Here is a 17,343-nt window from a genome sequence, read left to right as displayed (position 1 = left end):
TTGTAACTGTTATAAGCGGTTGCGATTAAGCTGTCGCTACCTCTAGGCCCGGTGCTGGCATAGTAACTGGGGTATCGAATGTAGCCCATTCCCATGCTGACTCTGTTGCCATAATTTTACGAAGTAACTTGTTGTTTAAGTCATGACCTGACTTATAGGCAGTAATTTTGCCTAAAATGTTATGACCTGTCATAAACATGTCACCAACACAGTCTAAGATCTTATGCTTAACAAACTCATCGCTATAACGCAGGCCATTAGGATTAAGCACTTTAAACTCATCCAATACAACAGCGTTGTCCATGCTGCCACCTAAAGCTAGGTTATTTGCATGCATGTATTCAATGTCTTTCATAAAACCGAAAGTACGTGCGCGGCTAATTTCTTCAGTGAAGCTTTGTGCCGTGATATCTAAACCGATACGTTGGCGGCTTTCATTTATTGCCGGGTGGTCAAAAGCAATTTCAAAGTCGATATGGAAACCATCATATGGTTCGATCTCGGCCCATTTATCACCTTCTTCAATACGTACTTTTTCTTTAATACGAATAAAGCGCTTAGCCGCATTTTGCTCTGCAATGCCGCCTTTTTGTAACAAATATATAAATGGTAATGCACTACCATCCATAATTGGCACTTCTGAGCTATCTAATTCAACGATCAGATTATCAATACCCATTGCCGCTACCGCAGCAATAAGGTGCTCAGTTGTAGATAAGCGAACGCCATCTTTGTTGGTTAAACAGGTACACAATTGCGTATCGCCAACGGCTTCAGGCGTTGTTTCAAAATCAACAACCGGATCAAGGTCGACACGACGAAATACAATCCCAGTATTTGCGCTCGCAGGTCGGAGAGTTATTGTGACCTTCTCACCTTTATGAAGTCCAATTCCTATGGCTTTGACTATTTCTGCAATCGTACGCTGTTTAATCATAGCTTCGCTCACTTATAGTTACAGTTAGACTACCGATTGTATCACATATACGACCAGCTGCCAAATTCGATTACTTTTCAAGCAAAATAATTTTATTTATTTGCTTAATCAGCCTGTTTTCTTAAAAACGCAGGGATGTCGAAATAATCGCCACCTTCTGATTTATCAGACTTCTTACTGCTTTCGCTAGTTTTTGATAAACCACTATTGCTTTGCGTTGTCATGCTTTGCTCATGTTTTTCAACACTTGGGGCTGCGGTTACTTCTTCGCTGCTACCTTGGCTGGCAAAACTTGGCACATACATACTGCTTGTTTGGCCTGCTGAACCGCTTACATCAGAACCTGATGCTTTTTTAAAGCCGTTATCAACAATGCCAAACTGTGGACGACGATCGCCACCTAAGCCAGTAGCAACAACCGTTACACGTAGTTCATCAGTCATTTCAGGGTCAATCACGGCACCCACAACAACTGTCGCGTTTTCTGACGCTAATGCTTTAACGTGGTTACCAACAATTTCAAACTCTTCAATCGCAATATCCATACCCGCGGTGATATTAACCAAGATACCTTTAGCACCTGTTAAATCAACGTCTTCAAGTAATGGGCTTGAGATAGCTGCTTCTGCTGCTTCTTGTGCACGATCAGGACCAGACGCTGACGCTGTGCCCATCATAGCAGTACCCATTGCTGACATTACTGTACGTACGTCGGCGAAATCCACGTTGATCAGACCAGAACGAGTGATCAATTCCGCAATACCTTGTACCGCACCAAATAGCACATCATTCGCTTTCGCGAACGCATCTAATAGTGTAGTCCCTTTGCCTAATACTTTAAGCAATTTATTGTTAGGAATTGTAATAAGCGAATCAACAATTTCTGACAATTCGTTAATACCTTGTTCAGCCGCTGCTGCACGCTTTTTACCTTCAAAATCAAACGGGCGCGTTACTACAGCTACAGTTAGAATGCCTAACTCTTTGGCTATCTTTGCAACCACAGGTGCAGCACCAGTACCTGTACCACCGCCCATACCTGCGGCGATAAATACCATATCAGCACCTTCTAGGCTAGAACGAATAGTATCTGCATCTTCTTCAGCTGAATTACGGCCAACTTCTGGGTTTGCCCCTGCACCTAAACCTGAGGTGATCTGCGTGCCTAGTTGTACAGTAATATCTGCCGATGAATTACGTAATGCTTGCGCATCCGTATTGGCTGCAATAAAACGCACACCTTCAATTTGTTGCTTAACCATGTGCTCGACTGCGTTACCGCCGCCACCGCCCACGCCTATTACTTTTATGACAGCTTCTTCGCTGTGTTGTTCCATCATATCAAACATATTTACTCTCCGACTTGAGTATTAAAACTCGCCTTGGAACCACTTCGTAATACGGTTCCACCAATTGTTATCGCCCTCAGGTTTCGATTTTTGTGCATTCATCGATTGCATTGTGCGGCCATACTGTAATAAGCCCACCGCCGTTGCATATGAAGGGTCATCTACATAATCTGTCAAACCAACCATCCCGATTGGCTTGCCTATTCTCACTGGCATTTGGAAAATGTCTTCAGCCACTTCCATTGCGCCAGCCATTTTAGCACTACCGCCAGTAATGACGAGTCCTGCTGCAATTTGGTCTGCTAACCCTGAACGATGAATTTCTTCCATCGCCAGTTCAAATAATTCTCTAAAACGCGGTTCAACCACCTCTGATAAGGTGTGACGCGACATTAATCGCGCAGGTCGCCCGCCAACACTCGGTACTTCTATTGTTTCTTCGCTGCTAGCCATTTGGCTGCTTGCACACGCGTATTGTACCTTGAGTGATTCAGCATGTGATATCGGTGTACGAAATATTTTTGCAATATCGCCAGTCACTTGATTACCCGCAACAGGAATTACAGCAGAATGACGCAACGCACCATTAATATAAATGGTGATATCCATAGTGCCGCCGCCGATATCGAGTACCGCAACACCGAGCTCTTTCTCATCATCGGTTAAAACCGAATAGCACGAGGCAAGTGCAGTGAAAATCAGTTGATCAACTTCAAGACCACAACGCTCTACGCATTTTTCAATGTTTTTCGCCATATCGTTTGAGCAAGTAATGATATGAGCACGGGCTTCCATTCGTACGCCACTCATACCACGCGGGTTTTTAATCCCTTCTTGCATATCAATACTGTATTCTTGCGGTAGCGCATGCAGCATTTTTCGCTCAGCCGATACTGGTACTGAACGAGCAATATGAATTACATTCTCAATATCTTCGTCGGTGACTTCGGTGTTATTGATTGCCACCACACCACTTTCGTTTTGACATTGAATATGTTTACCCGAAATCCCCAAATACACGGAGCTAATACGACAATCGGCCATAAGCTCTGCTTCATCGATTGCACGACGAATAGACTCAGACACCAAATTAAGGTCGTTTACGCCGCCCTTATCCATACCATGGGATACTTGGCTGCCAACCCCAACAATGCTGAGTTTGTTATCTGCGGTGATTTCACCAACCGTGGCCACCACTTTTGAGGTGCCAACGTCTAATCCAATCACGAGGTTTCTTTCTGCTGACTTAGTCATGCCTTACTCTTATTTTGTAATTGCGCTTCTTCCAGGAGCTTCCAGCTCACCGCAAGGCCGGTATCATACCGTAAATCCACTACATCTACTTGTGCATCTGCACGTTTTTCCATCCGCGGGTAAACATCGATAAACCGCTGTACCCGCTTAGCTTTCTCTTTACGCCCTAATTTAAGGCGAATACCGTTATCAAGCCATAATTGCCATGAAAATCGCTCCGACAATGCCAAGCTCGTTAACTTCAAATTGTTCACTTTAAGCATGCCATCAAACTGCTTAAAGGCGCCCCATGCTTCAAGCTCGCTACCTTCAGGGCCATAAAGCTGTGGTAATTGCTCCGAGAGCTTATCGCTACTGGCTTCAAACACTTCACCGCTTTGGTTCAGTAATAAATCACTGTTCCAAATAGCCACTGCGTGATGCTCAACCACATACACTTGTAATGTATCTGGCCACTGTTTACGCACTGATGCCGTTGCAACCCATGGCAAGTCCTGAACTAGATGCTGTATTTTTTTTACATCTAAATCAAAAAAACTCGATAAGTCGGCTTTTTTAATCGCACTAATAATCGCTTTTTCATCAGTATATTGAGGTTTGCCTAATACCGCTAAATGCTTTATTTGTGCGTCTTTATTTTCAACCAACCACTGCCTAACGCCACTGGTGATCTGCACTATGCTAAAAACCACCACCAGAAAAAAACTCACTCCAAAAATCAGCGACCAATTTAATTGCTGTTTTAATTGTTGCGCTTTTTCCAAAAAGGGATGCATATTAAAGTGTTTGCCCTAAAATGCGAACAACTAATTGCTCAAAGCTTGCACCATTTGCTTTCGCAGCCATTGGTACTAATGATTTTTCAGTCATACCAGGTACGGTATTCACTTCTAACAAGTAAAAGTTACCACCCGCATCTTGCATAGCATCAACCCGTCCCCAACCACTTGCACCTACTAATTCAAATGCTTGTAATGCCATTGTTTGTAACGTTTGCGTATCACTTGCTGATAAATCAGCAGGACAATGGTATTGCGTGGTATTTGATTGATATTTAGCTTGGTAATCATAAAAACCATTCGGTGTGGTCATTTCAATAACTGGCTGTACATCATCGCCTAAAATTGCCACAGTGAATTCGCGACCTGTTATCCACTGCTCAACTAACACTTGGCTATCAAATTTAAATGCTGCTGCTAATGCGTCTTCTAGCTCTTGTGCGTTATTAGCTTGTGCCATACCGATACTTGAGCCTTCATGTGAGGGTTTAACCATCACTTTTTTAAGCTCATTCATAATCGTATTTGCATCAAAACCATATTTATTATCAACAACCGCATACGGTGCAGTACTCAAACCTGCTGATTTAAATAAATGCTTACAGCGAATTTTATCCATCGCCAATGCTGAACCTAATACGTTACTGCCGGTGTACGGTAAGCCCATAAATTCAAGTGCACCTTGAATGGTACCGTCTTCACCGCCACGACCATGCAAAGCAATAAAAACCCGCTCAATACCGAGTTCTTTTAATTGCCATAATGGCTGTTCTTTTGGATCAAAGGCGATGGCATCAACACCGGCATTTTGCAATGCATTCAATACAGCTTGGCCAGACTTTAATGATACTTCGCGCTCTGCTGAGTTACCGCCAAGCAACACCGCCACTTTGCCAAATTGTGTGTTTAATTGCGTCATACCTGTACCTGCTTAAGTTGCTCAATCGATAGCGATGTCGCCGCGAGTGTTTTTACTAATTGACCAATATTACCAGCGCCTTGCGTTATAACTAAATCATTATCTTGTAATGTATCTGCTAAAACCCCAGCAAGCTCTGAGCTGCTGGCCACATGCAATGGCTCTTTACCGCGTTGGCGTAAACTGCGGCACAGACTCTTACTATCAGCACCCACTATTGGCTCTTCACCAGCGCTGTACACATCCAGTAGAAGTAGTTGATCAACATCAGCAAGTACCTTTACAAAGTCTTCATATAAATCGCGAGTACGGGTAAAACGATGCGGTTGATAAATCATCACTAAGCGCTTATCAGGCCAGCCCTCGCGAATTGCAGCAATGGTCGCTGCAACCTCTGAAGGATGATGGCCATAATCATCAACTAACATCACTTTGCCACGCTCGTTTTCATAGTCACCATAATGCTGAAAACGACGACCAATACCTTCGAATTTTTGCAGAGCTTCTAAAATCGCATGGTCGGCAATTTTTTGATCTTTTGCCACAGCAATAGCAGCAGTGGCATTTAATGCATTATGTTTACCTGGCATATTTAAATGCACAGTTAACTCATCACCTTGCTTGTTACGTACTTTAAACTGACTGGTATTCGCCGTTTGGCTAAAGTCAGTCATACGGTAATCGGCGTCAACCGTTTCACCGTATGTGATCACCGGTCGGCCAAAGCGTGGAATAAGTTCAGCCGCCACTTCTGAGTCAATACACACCACAGCTAAGCCATAAAACGGTAGGTTATGAATAAAGTCCACATACGTGTCTTTCATTTTTTCTAAGCTACCACCGTAGGTATCCATGTGATCTTCTTCAATATTAGTGATCACCGATACCATAGGCTGTAAATGTAAGAATGACGCATCACTCTCATCCGCTTCGGCGATTAAAAAATCACTTTTACCCACTTTGGCATTACTGCCAGCGCTATTAAGTAAACCACCTATGATAAAGGTTGGATCAAGCCCTGCTTGTGCATAAATACTGGCAATTAAACTGGTTGTTGTCGTTTTACCATGAGTGCCTGCAATAGCAATACCGTGGCGAAAACGCATTAACTCGGCCAACATTTCTGCACGACGTACCACAGGAATACGTGCAGCTTTTGCCGCAATGATCTCAGGGTTAGCCTCATCAATCGCACTCGATACCACCACTACGCTGGCATCTTTTACATTACTTTGATGGTGACCAATAAACACTTCGGCGCCAGCTTGGATCAAACGTTCAGTCATTGCACTGTGCGCTATATCAGAACCGGTAATACGGTAGCCCTCAAAAGCGAGTACTTCGGCAATCCCTCCCATCCCTGCGCCACCAATACCAATAAAGTGGATGGTGTTAATACGGCGCATTGCCGGACGAGTACTTTTCTCTGTTGACGTTTCTTTCACTTAATAATCTCTTTTTTCTGTAACTTGCTGTGCAGGTGGAGCAACACCGGCCGCATCCATACAATGCCATGCGACATTAGCGGTAGCGTCAAGTGTTGCCAGCTGTTTTGCATTATCAGCAAGTTCACTAATTAATTCTGGTTTGGCTAAATATGGGCGTAATAGTTCAACAATACTCTGTTCGTTAAACTGCCCCTGCGGCATTAATAATGCAGCTTTGCCATCGACTAAAAACTTTGCATTGGCGGTTTGATGATCATCCACCGCATGAGGAAATGGTACAAACACCGCCATTTTGCCAGCTGCGGCAATTTCGCTGACAGTTAAAGCACCAGCGCGGCAAACTACAATATCAGCCCAGCCGTATGCGGTATCCATATCATCAATAAACTCTGCCACTTTCGCTTGCTCAACACTAAAACCTTGTTGCTGGTATGCAAGTGTTACTGAGCCAAGCTGTCCTTTACCTGTTTGATGCCAAACATTAAGTTGAAAATCATCATTTAGCTGCTTAAATGCCGCAGGTAATGTTTGATTTAGTACTTGTGCGCCCAACGAGCCACCAACAACTAGTATGTTTACAGGCGTAGATGCCACGCGTGTTGCCACACTCGCCACACTAGCACGTACTGGATTACCGACAACGTCGCTGCGACCTGCTGCAAATGCTTGCGGAAATGCCGCCAATACCTTATTAGCAACCTTAGCGAGGTATTTATTACTCATACCTGCTACCGCATTTTGCTCATGGATCACCAATGGAATTCCTAAGCTTTTTGCAGCCATACCGGTTGGCCCTGTTACATAGCCCCCCATTGCAAGCACAACATCTGGACGTTGTTTTTTTAATACTTTACGTGCTTGTAAAATCGCATTTATAACCATAAATGGTGCTTTTACTAACCGCGCAAGGCCATTGCCTCGCACACCTTTAACATTAATAAAATCAATATCAATGCCATGCTTTGGAACCACTTGCGCTTCCATACGGTCGGCCGTGCCAATCCAACTAACCTGCCAACCTTGTTGCTTTAAGTGATCTGCCACTGCAATACCAGGAAAGATATGCCCACCCGTGCCACCAGCAACAACGACTAATTTTTTGCTCATCGCTTACCTCCGCGAGATGTTGCTTGTTTAGTGGCCATTTTAGTTTCAAAATCCACTCGTAATAAAATAGCTGCCGCTATGGTCATGATAAGTAAGCTAGAGCCACCATAAGACACAAACGGTAAGGTGAGGCCTTTGGTTGGTAAAATACCGGCACTTGCGCCCACATTCACCATGGTTTGAAACGCAAACCAAATACCAATCGCGAATGCAAAATAGCCTTCATACTCTTTGCCGCACTTTAATGCTTGTTGACCAATTAATAAGGCTCTAAATACAAAGGTGCCAAATACCATCAAAATGCTCACGATGCCGATAAAGCCGAGCTCTTCGCCTATAACGGCAAAAATAAAGTCATTATGGGCTTCTGGTAAGTATTGTAATTTTTGTACGCTGTTACCTAAACCTTGACCAAACCAGCCACCTTGGCTGTAAGCCATTAACGATTGCACTAACTGATAGCCTTTACCAAATGGGTCATCCCAAGGTTCTAAAAAGCCCACCACTCGCGCCATACGATACGGCTCAATAATGATCAGTAAAACGACCAAGCCAATACCCGTTAAGATCAATACAAAAAACTGCCATAACTTAGCACCAGCTAAAAATAATAACCCTACCGTGGTGACAAACATCACGACGACAGTCCCTAAGTCGGGCTGCAATAAAATTAATGCCGCGTACACTGCAAATACCGCAATAGGTTTAGCAAAGCCTTTAATGTTCTCTTGTACTTCTTCGCGCTTACGCACTAAATAACCAGCGATATAGCTGAAAAAAAACAACTTAGCCGCTTCAGCAACTTGAAAGCCAATCGGACCTATTGGGATCCAACGTTTTGCACCGTTTACCTCACGGCCTACAATAAGCACAATAATCAACAGCACCATGCCGAGCATTAATAAATAGGGGTTAGAGCGCTTCCACCATGTCATAGGCACACAGCAAGTGATCCAAAACAACACAAAACCCATCGCCAAAAACATGCTGTGGCGAATAATAATATGATACGGATTATCAAACAGCCGATCGGCAGTGGGCATAGAGGCACTGGTCACCATTACGAATCCCAAACCGATGAGCATAATCACGCAATACAGTAGAGGTACATCATAAAGCTGCGCCGATGGTTTAGGGGTCAACGTGTCACGAATATCAGCAAACGCAATCATAGCGCCTCCGCTAAAACACATTGACTAAAGTGATCACCACGTTGCATGTAATTGTTATACATATCGATGCTGGCACAAGCAGGTGCAAGCAAAACAATATCGCCGGCTGTGGCTAGTTGCTTGGCAAGCGCAACCGCTTGTTCCATGTTATTTGTTAAGTGCCCTTTGTCGCTCAACGCAACCAAAGCTTTGGCATCTTTACCAAAACAAATTAACGCTTTAACTTGTTGCTGCAAATACGGCTTTAAACTATCAAGATCCGCGCCCTTAGCATCGCCTCCGGCAATAACCACGAGTTGCTGAGCTTGATCCGCTAAGCTTTCTATCGCCGCAATGGTCGCTCCGACATTAGTGGCTTTAGAGTCATTAAAGTATTTAACGCCCGCTTGCTCTGCTACAAACTGACAACGATGAGGCAAACCAGTAAATTCACCAAACGCCTGCGCATATTGTGCTGGGGTAATATCAAACGGGCTAAGTAAAGCCATAACCGCCAAGGCATTAAGCTGATTGTGACGACCCACCACAGCTAAACTGCTCACCGGTAACAGTGGCGTACTTTGATAACTAAAGTACTGCTCGCCTTGGTGCGACATTAAACTGTAGTCACCGCTGTCTAAGCCAAAGCTCAGCTGTGGCATGACTTGGCTATGCGTTGCCGCATCAGCGCTATTAACTACTGCCAGTGCCGTATTGGCATAAATCGTTTGTTTGGATTCTATGTATGCTTGATAACTGGCATATCGATCTAAGTGATCTTCTGAAACATTCAGTACCGTAGCGCTTATTGGTTTTAAGCTACGTGTGGTATCAAGTTGAAAACTTGATAACTCTAATACATAAACATCAAAATCATCGTTTAATAAGTCCAGCGCTGCGGTGCCAATATTGCCACCAAGGCCGACTTTATAACCGGCGCTTTTTAGTACTTGATAGGCTAGCGTCACCACCGTTGATTTACCGTTAGAGCCAGTTACTGCCACCACAGGTTTATCAGTTAAGCGGGCAAATAATTCAATATCACCAATTACTTCCACGCCAGCTTGCAGTGCCGAGACAACTGCTGGCAGGGTCAAGCTTAGGCCTGGGCTGATAATGATCATATCAGCACTATCAAGCTTTGCCGAAGCTAGATCACCAAAGTGCGTATTTAAATTTGGGGCATGTTGTTGCAACCAATCACAACCTGGTGGCGATTGGCGGCTATCAACTACATTCGGTGTCAAACCTTGAGACAATAAAAAACGCACAATGCCCAGACCGGTTACACCGAGTCCGAGCACTGTTAGTTGTTTATTTTTTATCTCGTTTAAATACGTCATTTACCTGATCTTTAATGTCACTAGGCCAGCAAGTACTAGCACGATAGAAATAATCCAAAACCGCACGATCACACGAGGCTCTGGCCAACCTTTTAATTCATAATGGTGATGAATGGGCGCCATTCTAAAAATTCGTTGACCGCGTAATTTATAAGAGCCAACTTGTAAAATGACTGATAACGCTTCCATCACGAACACGCCACCCATAATGATTAGTATCAATTCTTGGCGCACCAATACTGCAATAATTCCCAGCGCACCACCTAATGCCAGTGAGCCTACATCGCCCATAAATACTTGCGCAGGGTATGTGTTAAACCATAAAAAGCCCAAACCAGCACCAACAATGGCAGTACATACCACCACTAATTCGCTAGCCAGTGGTAAATGTGGAATATGTAAATAAGCAGAGAAGTTCACGTTACCAGTAAGATAAGCAATAATAGCCAATGCCGCAGCCACCAAAATAGTTGGCACTATGGCTAAACCATCAAGGCCATCTGTTAAGTTAACGGCATTCGATGTACCCACAATGACAAAATAAGTCATAACTATGTAGAACAAGCCTAATTGCGGTAACACATCTTTAAAAAATGGCACCACAAGTGAGGTTTCATTGGCGTGATTAGCGCTAAAAAATAACGCACATGCAACGACTAACGCGATCACTGATTGCCAAAAATATTTCCACTTCGCGATAAGCCCTTTTGGATCTTTACGGATCACCTTGCGGTAGTCATCAACAAAGCCAACAATTCCTAAAGAGCCAATCACAAACAAGGTAGCCCAAACATATTTATTCGCTAAATCAGCCCACAGCAAAGTGCTGGTAAAAATGGAGGCTAAAATTAAAATGCCCCCCATCGTGGGTGTACCTTTTTTAGATAGGTGAGATTCAGGTCCATCGTTACGAACTACTTGGCCAATTTGCATTTTTTGCAACGCACGGATCAATTTAGGGCCAAAATATAAAGAAATTAATAGTGCCGTTAAAATACCAAATACAGCACGCACCGTTAGGTACGAAAACACATTAAAAGCGCTGTAATATTGAGTTAAATATTCGGCCAGCCAAACTAACATTGAGATACTCCATTGCGGCCAATTTGCTGGCTGTTAACTAAATCTTGTACTAATAATTCCATTCGAGAACTGCGTGATCCTTTCACGACTATAGTGGTTTTTTGCGCTGAGTCAGTTAACGCTGCTTGCAACTGTTGCAATAGCACCTCACGGCTCGAAAAATGCCGCTGTGGTTGAGCAAATTCATCACTGGCATATTGGCTCAATACACCTAAGCTATACAGCTCATCGATACCTTGTTGTTTGGCATATACACCAACTTGTTGATGATAAGTCGCAGCGTCGTCGCCAAGTTCACCCATATCACCTAACACCAAAATACGCTTACCTGCTAGGTCGCGTAATAGATCGATTGCCGCCTTAACTGATTGCACGTTAGCGTTATAGGTGTCGTCAATTACGGTTAGGGTGTCAGTAACAGGAATTATGTTTACTCGGCCTTTAACTTCAGCCATATTTGCGAGCGCTTTAGCGATCGCCTCAAGCGACACGCCAAATTCACTGGTTAGTGCCGCCGCAATTAATGCATTGGTAACATTATGGCGACCAGGCAGTGCAAGCGTTACTGGCACCCGTTGCTGCGCAGTACAGAAGAAAAAAGAAGCATGCGCTTGGGCATCTAAGCAGATATCTTCAGCCCAAATATCCAGTTGTGCAGTGCTTGATAAACATTTAACTTTGCGCCCTGTAAGCTTTGTAAGCCAACCGTCACTAAATTCACTATCACAATTTACAATCGCAGTACCGTGGGCTTTTAAGCCATCGTAAATTTCACTTTTAGCGGTGGCTACACCCTCGAGCGAACCAAAGCCTTCAATATGTGCCGCGGCAACATTACAAACCACAGCCACATCAGGCTTGGTCATCGCAGCGGTATAGGCAATTTCGCCAATATGATTAGCGCCGAGCTCGATAACTGCGTACTTATGCTGTGGTTCAAGGCGTAACAAAGTCAATGGCACGCCAATGTCGTTATTAAAGTTGCCATTCGTTGCAAGTACATCGCCATGAGCAGCTAAAATAGCAGCACACATTTCTTTTACTGTGGTTTTACCCACACTGCCGGTGATAGCTATAGTTTGCGGAGCAACCGTTGCCATTACCGCAGCGCCGATTTCACCTAGTGCAATGCGCGTATCAGTTACTAAAAACTGTGGAATATCAACAGCAACTTTATGGCTCACGATAGCGGCTATAGCGCCTTTGTCTTTTGCTTGTTGTAAAAACGTATGGCCATCAAAATTAGGGCCTTGTAGCGCTAAAAACACCTCACCTTCACAGACTGTGCGAGTGTCTGTGTTAATGTTTTTCACGGTGCGATTATCACCTTGATAATCGGTTGCTAGCACATTCGCCAGCCAATCAAAATCCATAGGGATCATAACTGCGATCCTCTGAGCTGTTGTTCTTGTGGGTCTAGCTTTGCTCTTTGTTGTAAGTGCTGCTGAACAAACGTTCGATCGCAAAAATCAATCCGTTGCGTCCCAATAATTTGATAATCCTCATGACCTTTGCCCGCAATTAATACGACGTCTTGAGCATTGGCATTATCGATAGCAAAGGCAATAGCTGCCGCACGATCCGCCTCTAAATGGGCTTTCTCAGGTTGGCTAAAACCAGCAGCAACATCTTTCATGATCTGCCACGGATCTTCACTGCGAGGATTATCACTGGTGACTATTAGCTGATCAGCATATTGCTCAGCCGCTTTAGCCATCATCGGGCGCTTGCCTTTATCACGGTCACCACCACATCCAAATACACAACTTACGCCGCCTGGCACATGTTGTTGTAATGCTTGCAGTGCCAATGCTAAAGCATCAGGGGTGTGGGCATAATCAACAATACAGGTTGGTTGATTTGCTGCGCTAAACGCTTGCATACGACCCGCAACAGGTTGCAAGCTGGCACAACCGGCTGCTAGCTTATCAAGCGGATAACCCATACCCAATAGAGTGGCCATTGCAGCGGCTAAATTATATAAATTAAATTCACCAAATAACGGACAAGTAATAGCGATATCGCCCCAACTTGTAGTTAACTGTGCCGAAATACCGGTTTTATGATAATTAACATCGGTAAAATAAACAAACCGTGCACCTTTAGGCACAAGTGCTTTGTGGCCATAACACACTAAATTATTAAAATCGTACTGCTCTAACCATTGCTGAACTTGGTAGTCATCTTGATTGAGCACCACCAATTGCGCGTCAAAATCCCGCATTAGCATTAATTTAGCGTCAGCGTAACTTGCCATATCACCGTGGTAATCTAAATGATCGCGAGATAAGTTAGTAAACACAGCAGCTTTAAAATGCGTATTGGCAACACGGTGTTGTACAAGTCCATGAGATGAGACTTCCATCGCCACTAAGTTATTATTTTGCTCAGCCAATTGCGCTAATATTCGTTGTAAATCAACACACGACGGCGTGGTGTTAAGAAGTTCGGTTAAATTATCTGACTGCCCATAACCCAATGTGCCAACAATCGCTGACGGGGTGCCACAAAACGTTGCTAAGTGGGCGATCATGGCAGTGGTGGTTGATTTACCATTCGTGCCAGTAACACCTATCACATCTAAATGCTTACTTGGTTGCTGATAAAAGTGGCTCGCCAATGCAGGGAGCTTTTTATCCAAGTCAGTAATTAAATACAAAGGATCGAAATCAGATTCAAACTCACATAAACGGTCAGCAATGACAGCAACCGCACCGTTATTAATGGCTTGCTGGATAAAGTGTCCGCCATCTAACTGGTGACCTTTAATCGCCACAAACACGTCACCAGGGGTGACATCGCGACTATCTAAACGCAAGTGTTTAACTAACAAGCTTGAAGCTGCTACTTCTATTTTTTGTAAAATTATTTTTAAATCACGCATCATCATCTATGCCCTTCACGTAGGCAACCGAGTCTTTATCAGGCGCTACGTTTAAAATTCTTAATGAATTCGAAATTATTTCAGCAAACGCAGGTCCTGCCGTCGCGCCGCCGTAATAAACATCTCCACCGGGCTCATTAATTAATACTACTACAGCTAAGCGCGGGTTACTGGCAGGTGCTAAACCTGCAAAATAACCAACATACTCGTCACCATAACCACCTACAGCAGCTTTTTTAGAGGTACCTGTTTTTCCTGCAGCGCGATAGCCATCGACCTTGACGCGTCTCGCTGTACCATCTTCTTCAAATACGCTTTCCATCATATGTACAACGGCTTCAACATCTTTTTGTTGAAATATTCGTTCACCTTCAGGAACGCTGTCTTGCTTTAAGATTGTAAGTGGACGGTTTACACCACCAGCACCCAGCATGGCGTAAAAACGTGCCATTTGAGCAGTACTTACAGCAAGGTTATAGCCAAATGATAAAGCAGCAATTTCGTGATCAGACCAACGACGATTGGGATAAAACAAACCACTGCTTTCCCCCACCATACCGGTGCCAGAATCAGAGCCAAAACCCACCTTTTGATACAAGCCAACAAAATAGTCTTTTGGCACTGTTTGACTAATTTTTGTTACGCCCATATTACTGGAGTATTTTAAAATCTCTCGCAGCGTCATTTCGCCGTGGTTACGCGAATCTGACACTAAACTACCGCCTAAACGCATCCAGCCAGGATAAGTATCAATTTTATCACCCGGTTGAATTGTGCCGTAGTCTAAGCCAGCTAAAATGGCTAGGGGCTTAACAGTTGACCCTGGTTCGAACAAATCTGTGATTGCGCGGTTACGGCGCTTATGTGGCGCTGCGTCATTCAAATTATTGGGATTAAAAGAGGGGCTGTTAACCATAGCTAACACTTCACCGGTTTTGACATCCACAACCATAGCAGAGCCAGACGTTGCTTTATAAGTCAACACCGCTGATTTAACCGCTTTATAAGCGATTGCTTGAATACGTTGGTCGATACTGAGTTGAATATTCTCAGGCTCAATGCGTTCACGCTCATCAAGCACTTCAACTTCACGCCCTTGTGCATCTTTACGAATAGTACGGCGCCCTTCCACACCGGTAAGCGCACTTTCGTATAGTTTTTCTATACCTTCAATCCCTTTACCGTCGATATTGGTAAAGCCAAGAACATGCGCCGTGACTTCCCCAGCAGGATAGTAACGTTTTGATTCATCTAATAAATGAATACCAGGTAGACGTAAATCACCAATGTAATTGGCAACGGCTGGGGTTACTTGACGTTTTAAATACACAAAACGGCGGCTGGCATCATCACGCAAACGGCCATTTATTTTTTTCGGCTCGATACGTAGTACGTCAGCAAGTTCGCGCCAACGTAGGTCATTTTTGTAATATTCGCTAATGCGCTGCTCGAGCAATGCTGTATTTTCAGCTAGCGCCTTATCGTCTTCGCCATTTTTACGCGCCTGCTTAAGTACCTTGCCACGTAATGATTTATGCAATGCTTTAGGATCGGCATACACACTTACTACTGGCACACTCACCGCCAGCTCTTTGCCATGGCGGTCAAAAATCATCCCACGCTGTACATGGAGCTTTTCAACTCGCACAGTACGTTTGTTACTTTCAGAGCGGGCTTTATCAGGCTCGATAACTTGTAAATACGCGGCACGCGACACCAAAGTGACAAAAACAAGCAGCACAACAGAGCACACCAGCATAAAACGCCATGTGATCAAACTATTGACTGGTTTTTTCCCTCTGCTTCTCATGGCAGTACTATCACCTGTTCATCTTGGCTGGTAGGCCGTTTCATCTCAAGTTGCATGGTGGCAATTTCTTCAATGCGCGCATGCTGCGAATAAAATTCTTCTTCAACGAGTAAATAACGCCACTCTAAATCCAATTCATCTCGCTCTTGAAGCAACTGATCTTGTTCAATCAGCTCTTGGCGAGCAAAGTGGGTAACCTGCACCACACTTAAACTTGATGCAAATATCACAACCAACAAGGCCGAGGTTAGCTTATTTGCTCCTAGGCCTTTGAGTACTTCTACAAATAAATTGGGTTGTCGATGATTCGCTTTTGGCTTCATCCCAATCTCTGCGCCACCCTAAGTACTGAGCTTCGTGAACGAGGGTTACGGTCAATTTCAGCTTGGCTTGGCTTAATAGCTTTACCCACTGCTTTTAACGTCAAGTTTTGATTTATTTGTGCATCAGTTAAAGGCAGACCTCTGGGTAATGCCGCTCCCTTACTCTGTTTTTTAATAAACTGTTTAACAATGCGATCTTCAAGTGAGTGAAACGAAATCACCACTAACCGGCCACCAGGTTTTAAAACCGCTAAGGCAGCTTGTAATGCAGTTTGGATCTCTTCCAATTCACTGTTGATATAAATGCGGATCGCTTGGAAAGTACGTGTAGCAGGATGCTTAAACTTATCCTTTACCGGCACGGCTTCATCAACTAAATCAGCAAGCTGCTTAGTCGTTGTGATCGGCGTATGTTCGCGAACCTCCAATACCTTGTGAGCAATTCGACGCCCAAACTTTTCTTCACCGTAGGTTTTGATCACATGTACAATGTCTTCAAGTTCAGCTTCAGCTAACCACTGCGCGGCGCTGCGACCACTGGTTGGATCCATGCGCATATCAAGTGGGCCGTCTTTCATAAAGCTAAAACCGCGTTCGGCATCATCTAATTGCGGAGACGACACACCGATATCTAGCAAAATACCATCCACTTTCCCTAACAGATCGTTTTGCTCAGCAACTTCGTATAAGTTAGAGAAACGGGTATGCGCAATGGCAAAACGACTATCATCGGCAAACTTTTCGGCAGACTTAATGGCCTGTGGATCTTGATCGATCGCTTGTAGCCGACCATGCTCACCAAGGCGCGCCAAGATTTGTCCAGAATGTCCGCCACGGCCAAATGTACCATCCATGTAGATGCCGTCTGGCTTAATTGCTAGCGCATCGATGGTTTCGTCCATTAGTACGGAAATATGTTCAAATTGAGCTGTCATTAGCTATTATTTGCCTTTTTA

Annotated in this window: 15 protein-coding genes; all 15 read right to left on the bottom strand. The window is 44.1% G+C overall.

What is annotated here, in order from left to right; genetic code table 11:
* Positions 1 to 25: 25 nt before the first annotated feature.
* The 15 genes from lpxC to rsmH all read right to left on the bottom strand — a co-directional run bounded on the left by lpxC (position 26) and on the right by rsmH (position 17,322).
* On the bottom strand, positions 26 to 937 hold the full coding sequence (lpxC, locus tag A7968_RS17545; RefSeq protein ID WP_016709470.1) for a UDP-3-O-acyl-N-acetylglucosamine deacetylase: 912 nt from the start codon (positions 935 to 937) through the stop codon (positions 26 to 28).
* A 104-nt stretch (positions 938 to 1,041) separates the two neighbouring features.
* Positions 1,042 to 2,286, bottom strand: a complete 1,245-nt coding sequence (gene ftsZ, locus A7968_RS17540; RefSeq protein ID WP_064667867.1) for a cell division protein FtsZ — start codon at positions 2,284 to 2,286, stop codon at positions 1,042 to 1,044.
* 21 nt (positions 2,287 to 2,307) lie between these two features.
* On the bottom strand, positions 2,308 to 3,540 hold the full coding sequence (ftsA, locus tag A7968_RS17535; protein WP_016709472.1) for a cell division protein FtsA: 1,233 nt from the start codon (positions 3,538 to 3,540) through the stop codon (positions 2,308 to 2,310).
* On the bottom strand, positions 3,537 to 4,316 hold the full coding sequence (locus tag A7968_RS17530; RefSeq protein ID WP_064667866.1) for a cell division protein FtsQ/DivIB: 780 nt from the start codon (positions 4,314 to 4,316) through the stop codon (positions 3,537 to 3,539). Before A7968_RS17530 ends, ftsA begins: the two co-directional genes overlap by 4 nt.
* 1 nt (position 4,317) lies before the next feature.
* Positions 4,318 to 5,238, bottom strand: a complete 921-nt coding sequence (locus A7968_RS17525; protein WP_064667865.1) for a D-alanine--D-alanine ligase — start codon at positions 5,236 to 5,238, stop codon at positions 4,318 to 4,320.
* On the bottom strand, positions 5,235 to 6,683 hold the full coding sequence (gene murC, locus A7968_RS17520) for a UDP-N-acetylmuramate--L-alanine ligase (RefSeq protein ID WP_064667864.1): 1,449 nt from the start codon (positions 6,681 to 6,683) through the stop codon (positions 5,235 to 5,237). The genes A7968_RS17525 and murC overlap by 4 nt, the downstream gene beginning before the upstream one ends.
* Positions 6,684 to 7,793 carry an undecaprenyldiphospho-muramoylpentapeptide beta-N-acetylglucosaminyltransferase gene (murG, locus tag A7968_RS17515; RefSeq protein ID WP_064667863.1) on the bottom strand — a complete coding sequence of 370 codons (1,110 nt, stop codon included), beginning with the start codon at positions 7,791 to 7,793 and terminating at the stop codon, positions 6,684 to 6,686.
* The gene (ftsW, locus tag A7968_RS17510; protein WP_064667862.1) at positions 7,790 to 8,965 is read right to left on the bottom strand and encodes a cell division protein FtsW; all 1,176 of its coding nucleotides are present in this window, start codon (positions 8,963 to 8,965) and stop codon (positions 7,790 to 7,792) included. Before ftsW ends, murG begins: the two co-directional genes overlap by 4 nt.
* On the bottom strand, positions 8,962 to 10,287 hold the full coding sequence (murD, locus tag A7968_RS17505; RefSeq protein WP_064667861.1) for a UDP-N-acetylmuramoyl-L-alanine--D-glutamate ligase: 1,326 nt from the start codon (positions 10,285 to 10,287) through the stop codon (positions 8,962 to 8,964). The genes ftsW and murD overlap by 4 nt, the downstream gene beginning before the upstream one ends.
* Positions 10,288 to 11,370: a phospho-N-acetylmuramoyl-pentapeptide-transferase gene (gene mraY / locus A7968_RS17500; RefSeq protein ID WP_064667860.1), complete on the bottom strand. Its 1,083-nt coding sequence runs from the start codon at positions 11,368 to 11,370 to the stop codon at positions 10,288 to 10,290.
* Positions 11,364 to 12,752, bottom strand: a complete 1,389-nt coding sequence (locus tag A7968_RS17495; RefSeq protein ID WP_064667859.1) for a UDP-N-acetylmuramoyl-tripeptide--D-alanyl-D-alanine ligase — start codon at positions 12,750 to 12,752, stop codon at positions 11,364 to 11,366. The genes mraY and A7968_RS17495 overlap by 7 nt, the downstream gene beginning before the upstream one ends.
* Entirely contained in the window at positions 12,749 to 14,254 is a 1,506-nt protein-coding gene (gene murE / locus A7968_RS17490; protein ID WP_064667930.1) for a UDP-N-acetylmuramoyl-L-alanyl-D-glutamate--2,6-diaminopimelate ligase, read from the bottom strand. The genes A7968_RS17495 and murE overlap by 4 nt, the downstream gene beginning before the upstream one ends.
* Complete coding sequence (locus A7968_RS17485) at positions 14,247 to 16,064, bottom strand: penicillin-binding transpeptidase domain-containing protein (RefSeq protein ID WP_064667858.1); 1,818 nt, start codon at positions 16,062 to 16,064, stop codon at positions 14,247 to 14,249. Before A7968_RS17485 ends, murE begins: the two co-directional genes overlap by 8 nt.
* Positions 16,061 to 16,387 (bottom strand): cell division protein FtsL, encoded by a 327-nt coding sequence (gene ftsL / locus A7968_RS17480; protein WP_064667857.1) that lies wholly within the window; start codon positions 16,385 to 16,387, stop codon positions 16,061 to 16,063. Before ftsL ends, A7968_RS17485 begins: the two co-directional genes overlap by 4 nt.
* Positions 16,384 to 17,322, bottom strand: a complete 939-nt coding sequence (gene rsmH, locus A7968_RS17475) for a 16S rRNA (cytosine(1402)-N(4))-methyltransferase RsmH (RefSeq protein ID WP_064667856.1) — start codon at positions 17,320 to 17,322, stop codon at positions 16,384 to 16,386. Before rsmH ends, ftsL begins: the two co-directional genes overlap by 4 nt.
* Positions 17,323 to 17,343: the final 21 nt, after the last annotated feature.

Origin of the sequence: Pseudoalteromonas prydzensis (genome assembly GCF_001661495.1) — a bacterium.
Classification (GTDB): domain Bacteria; phylum Pseudomonadota; class Gammaproteobacteria; order Enterobacterales; family Alteromonadaceae; genus Pseudoalteromonas; species Pseudoalteromonas prydzensis.
The sequence above is the reverse complement of the archived record's forward strand: the minus strand, read 5'-3'. Positions and strand labels throughout refer to the sequence as shown.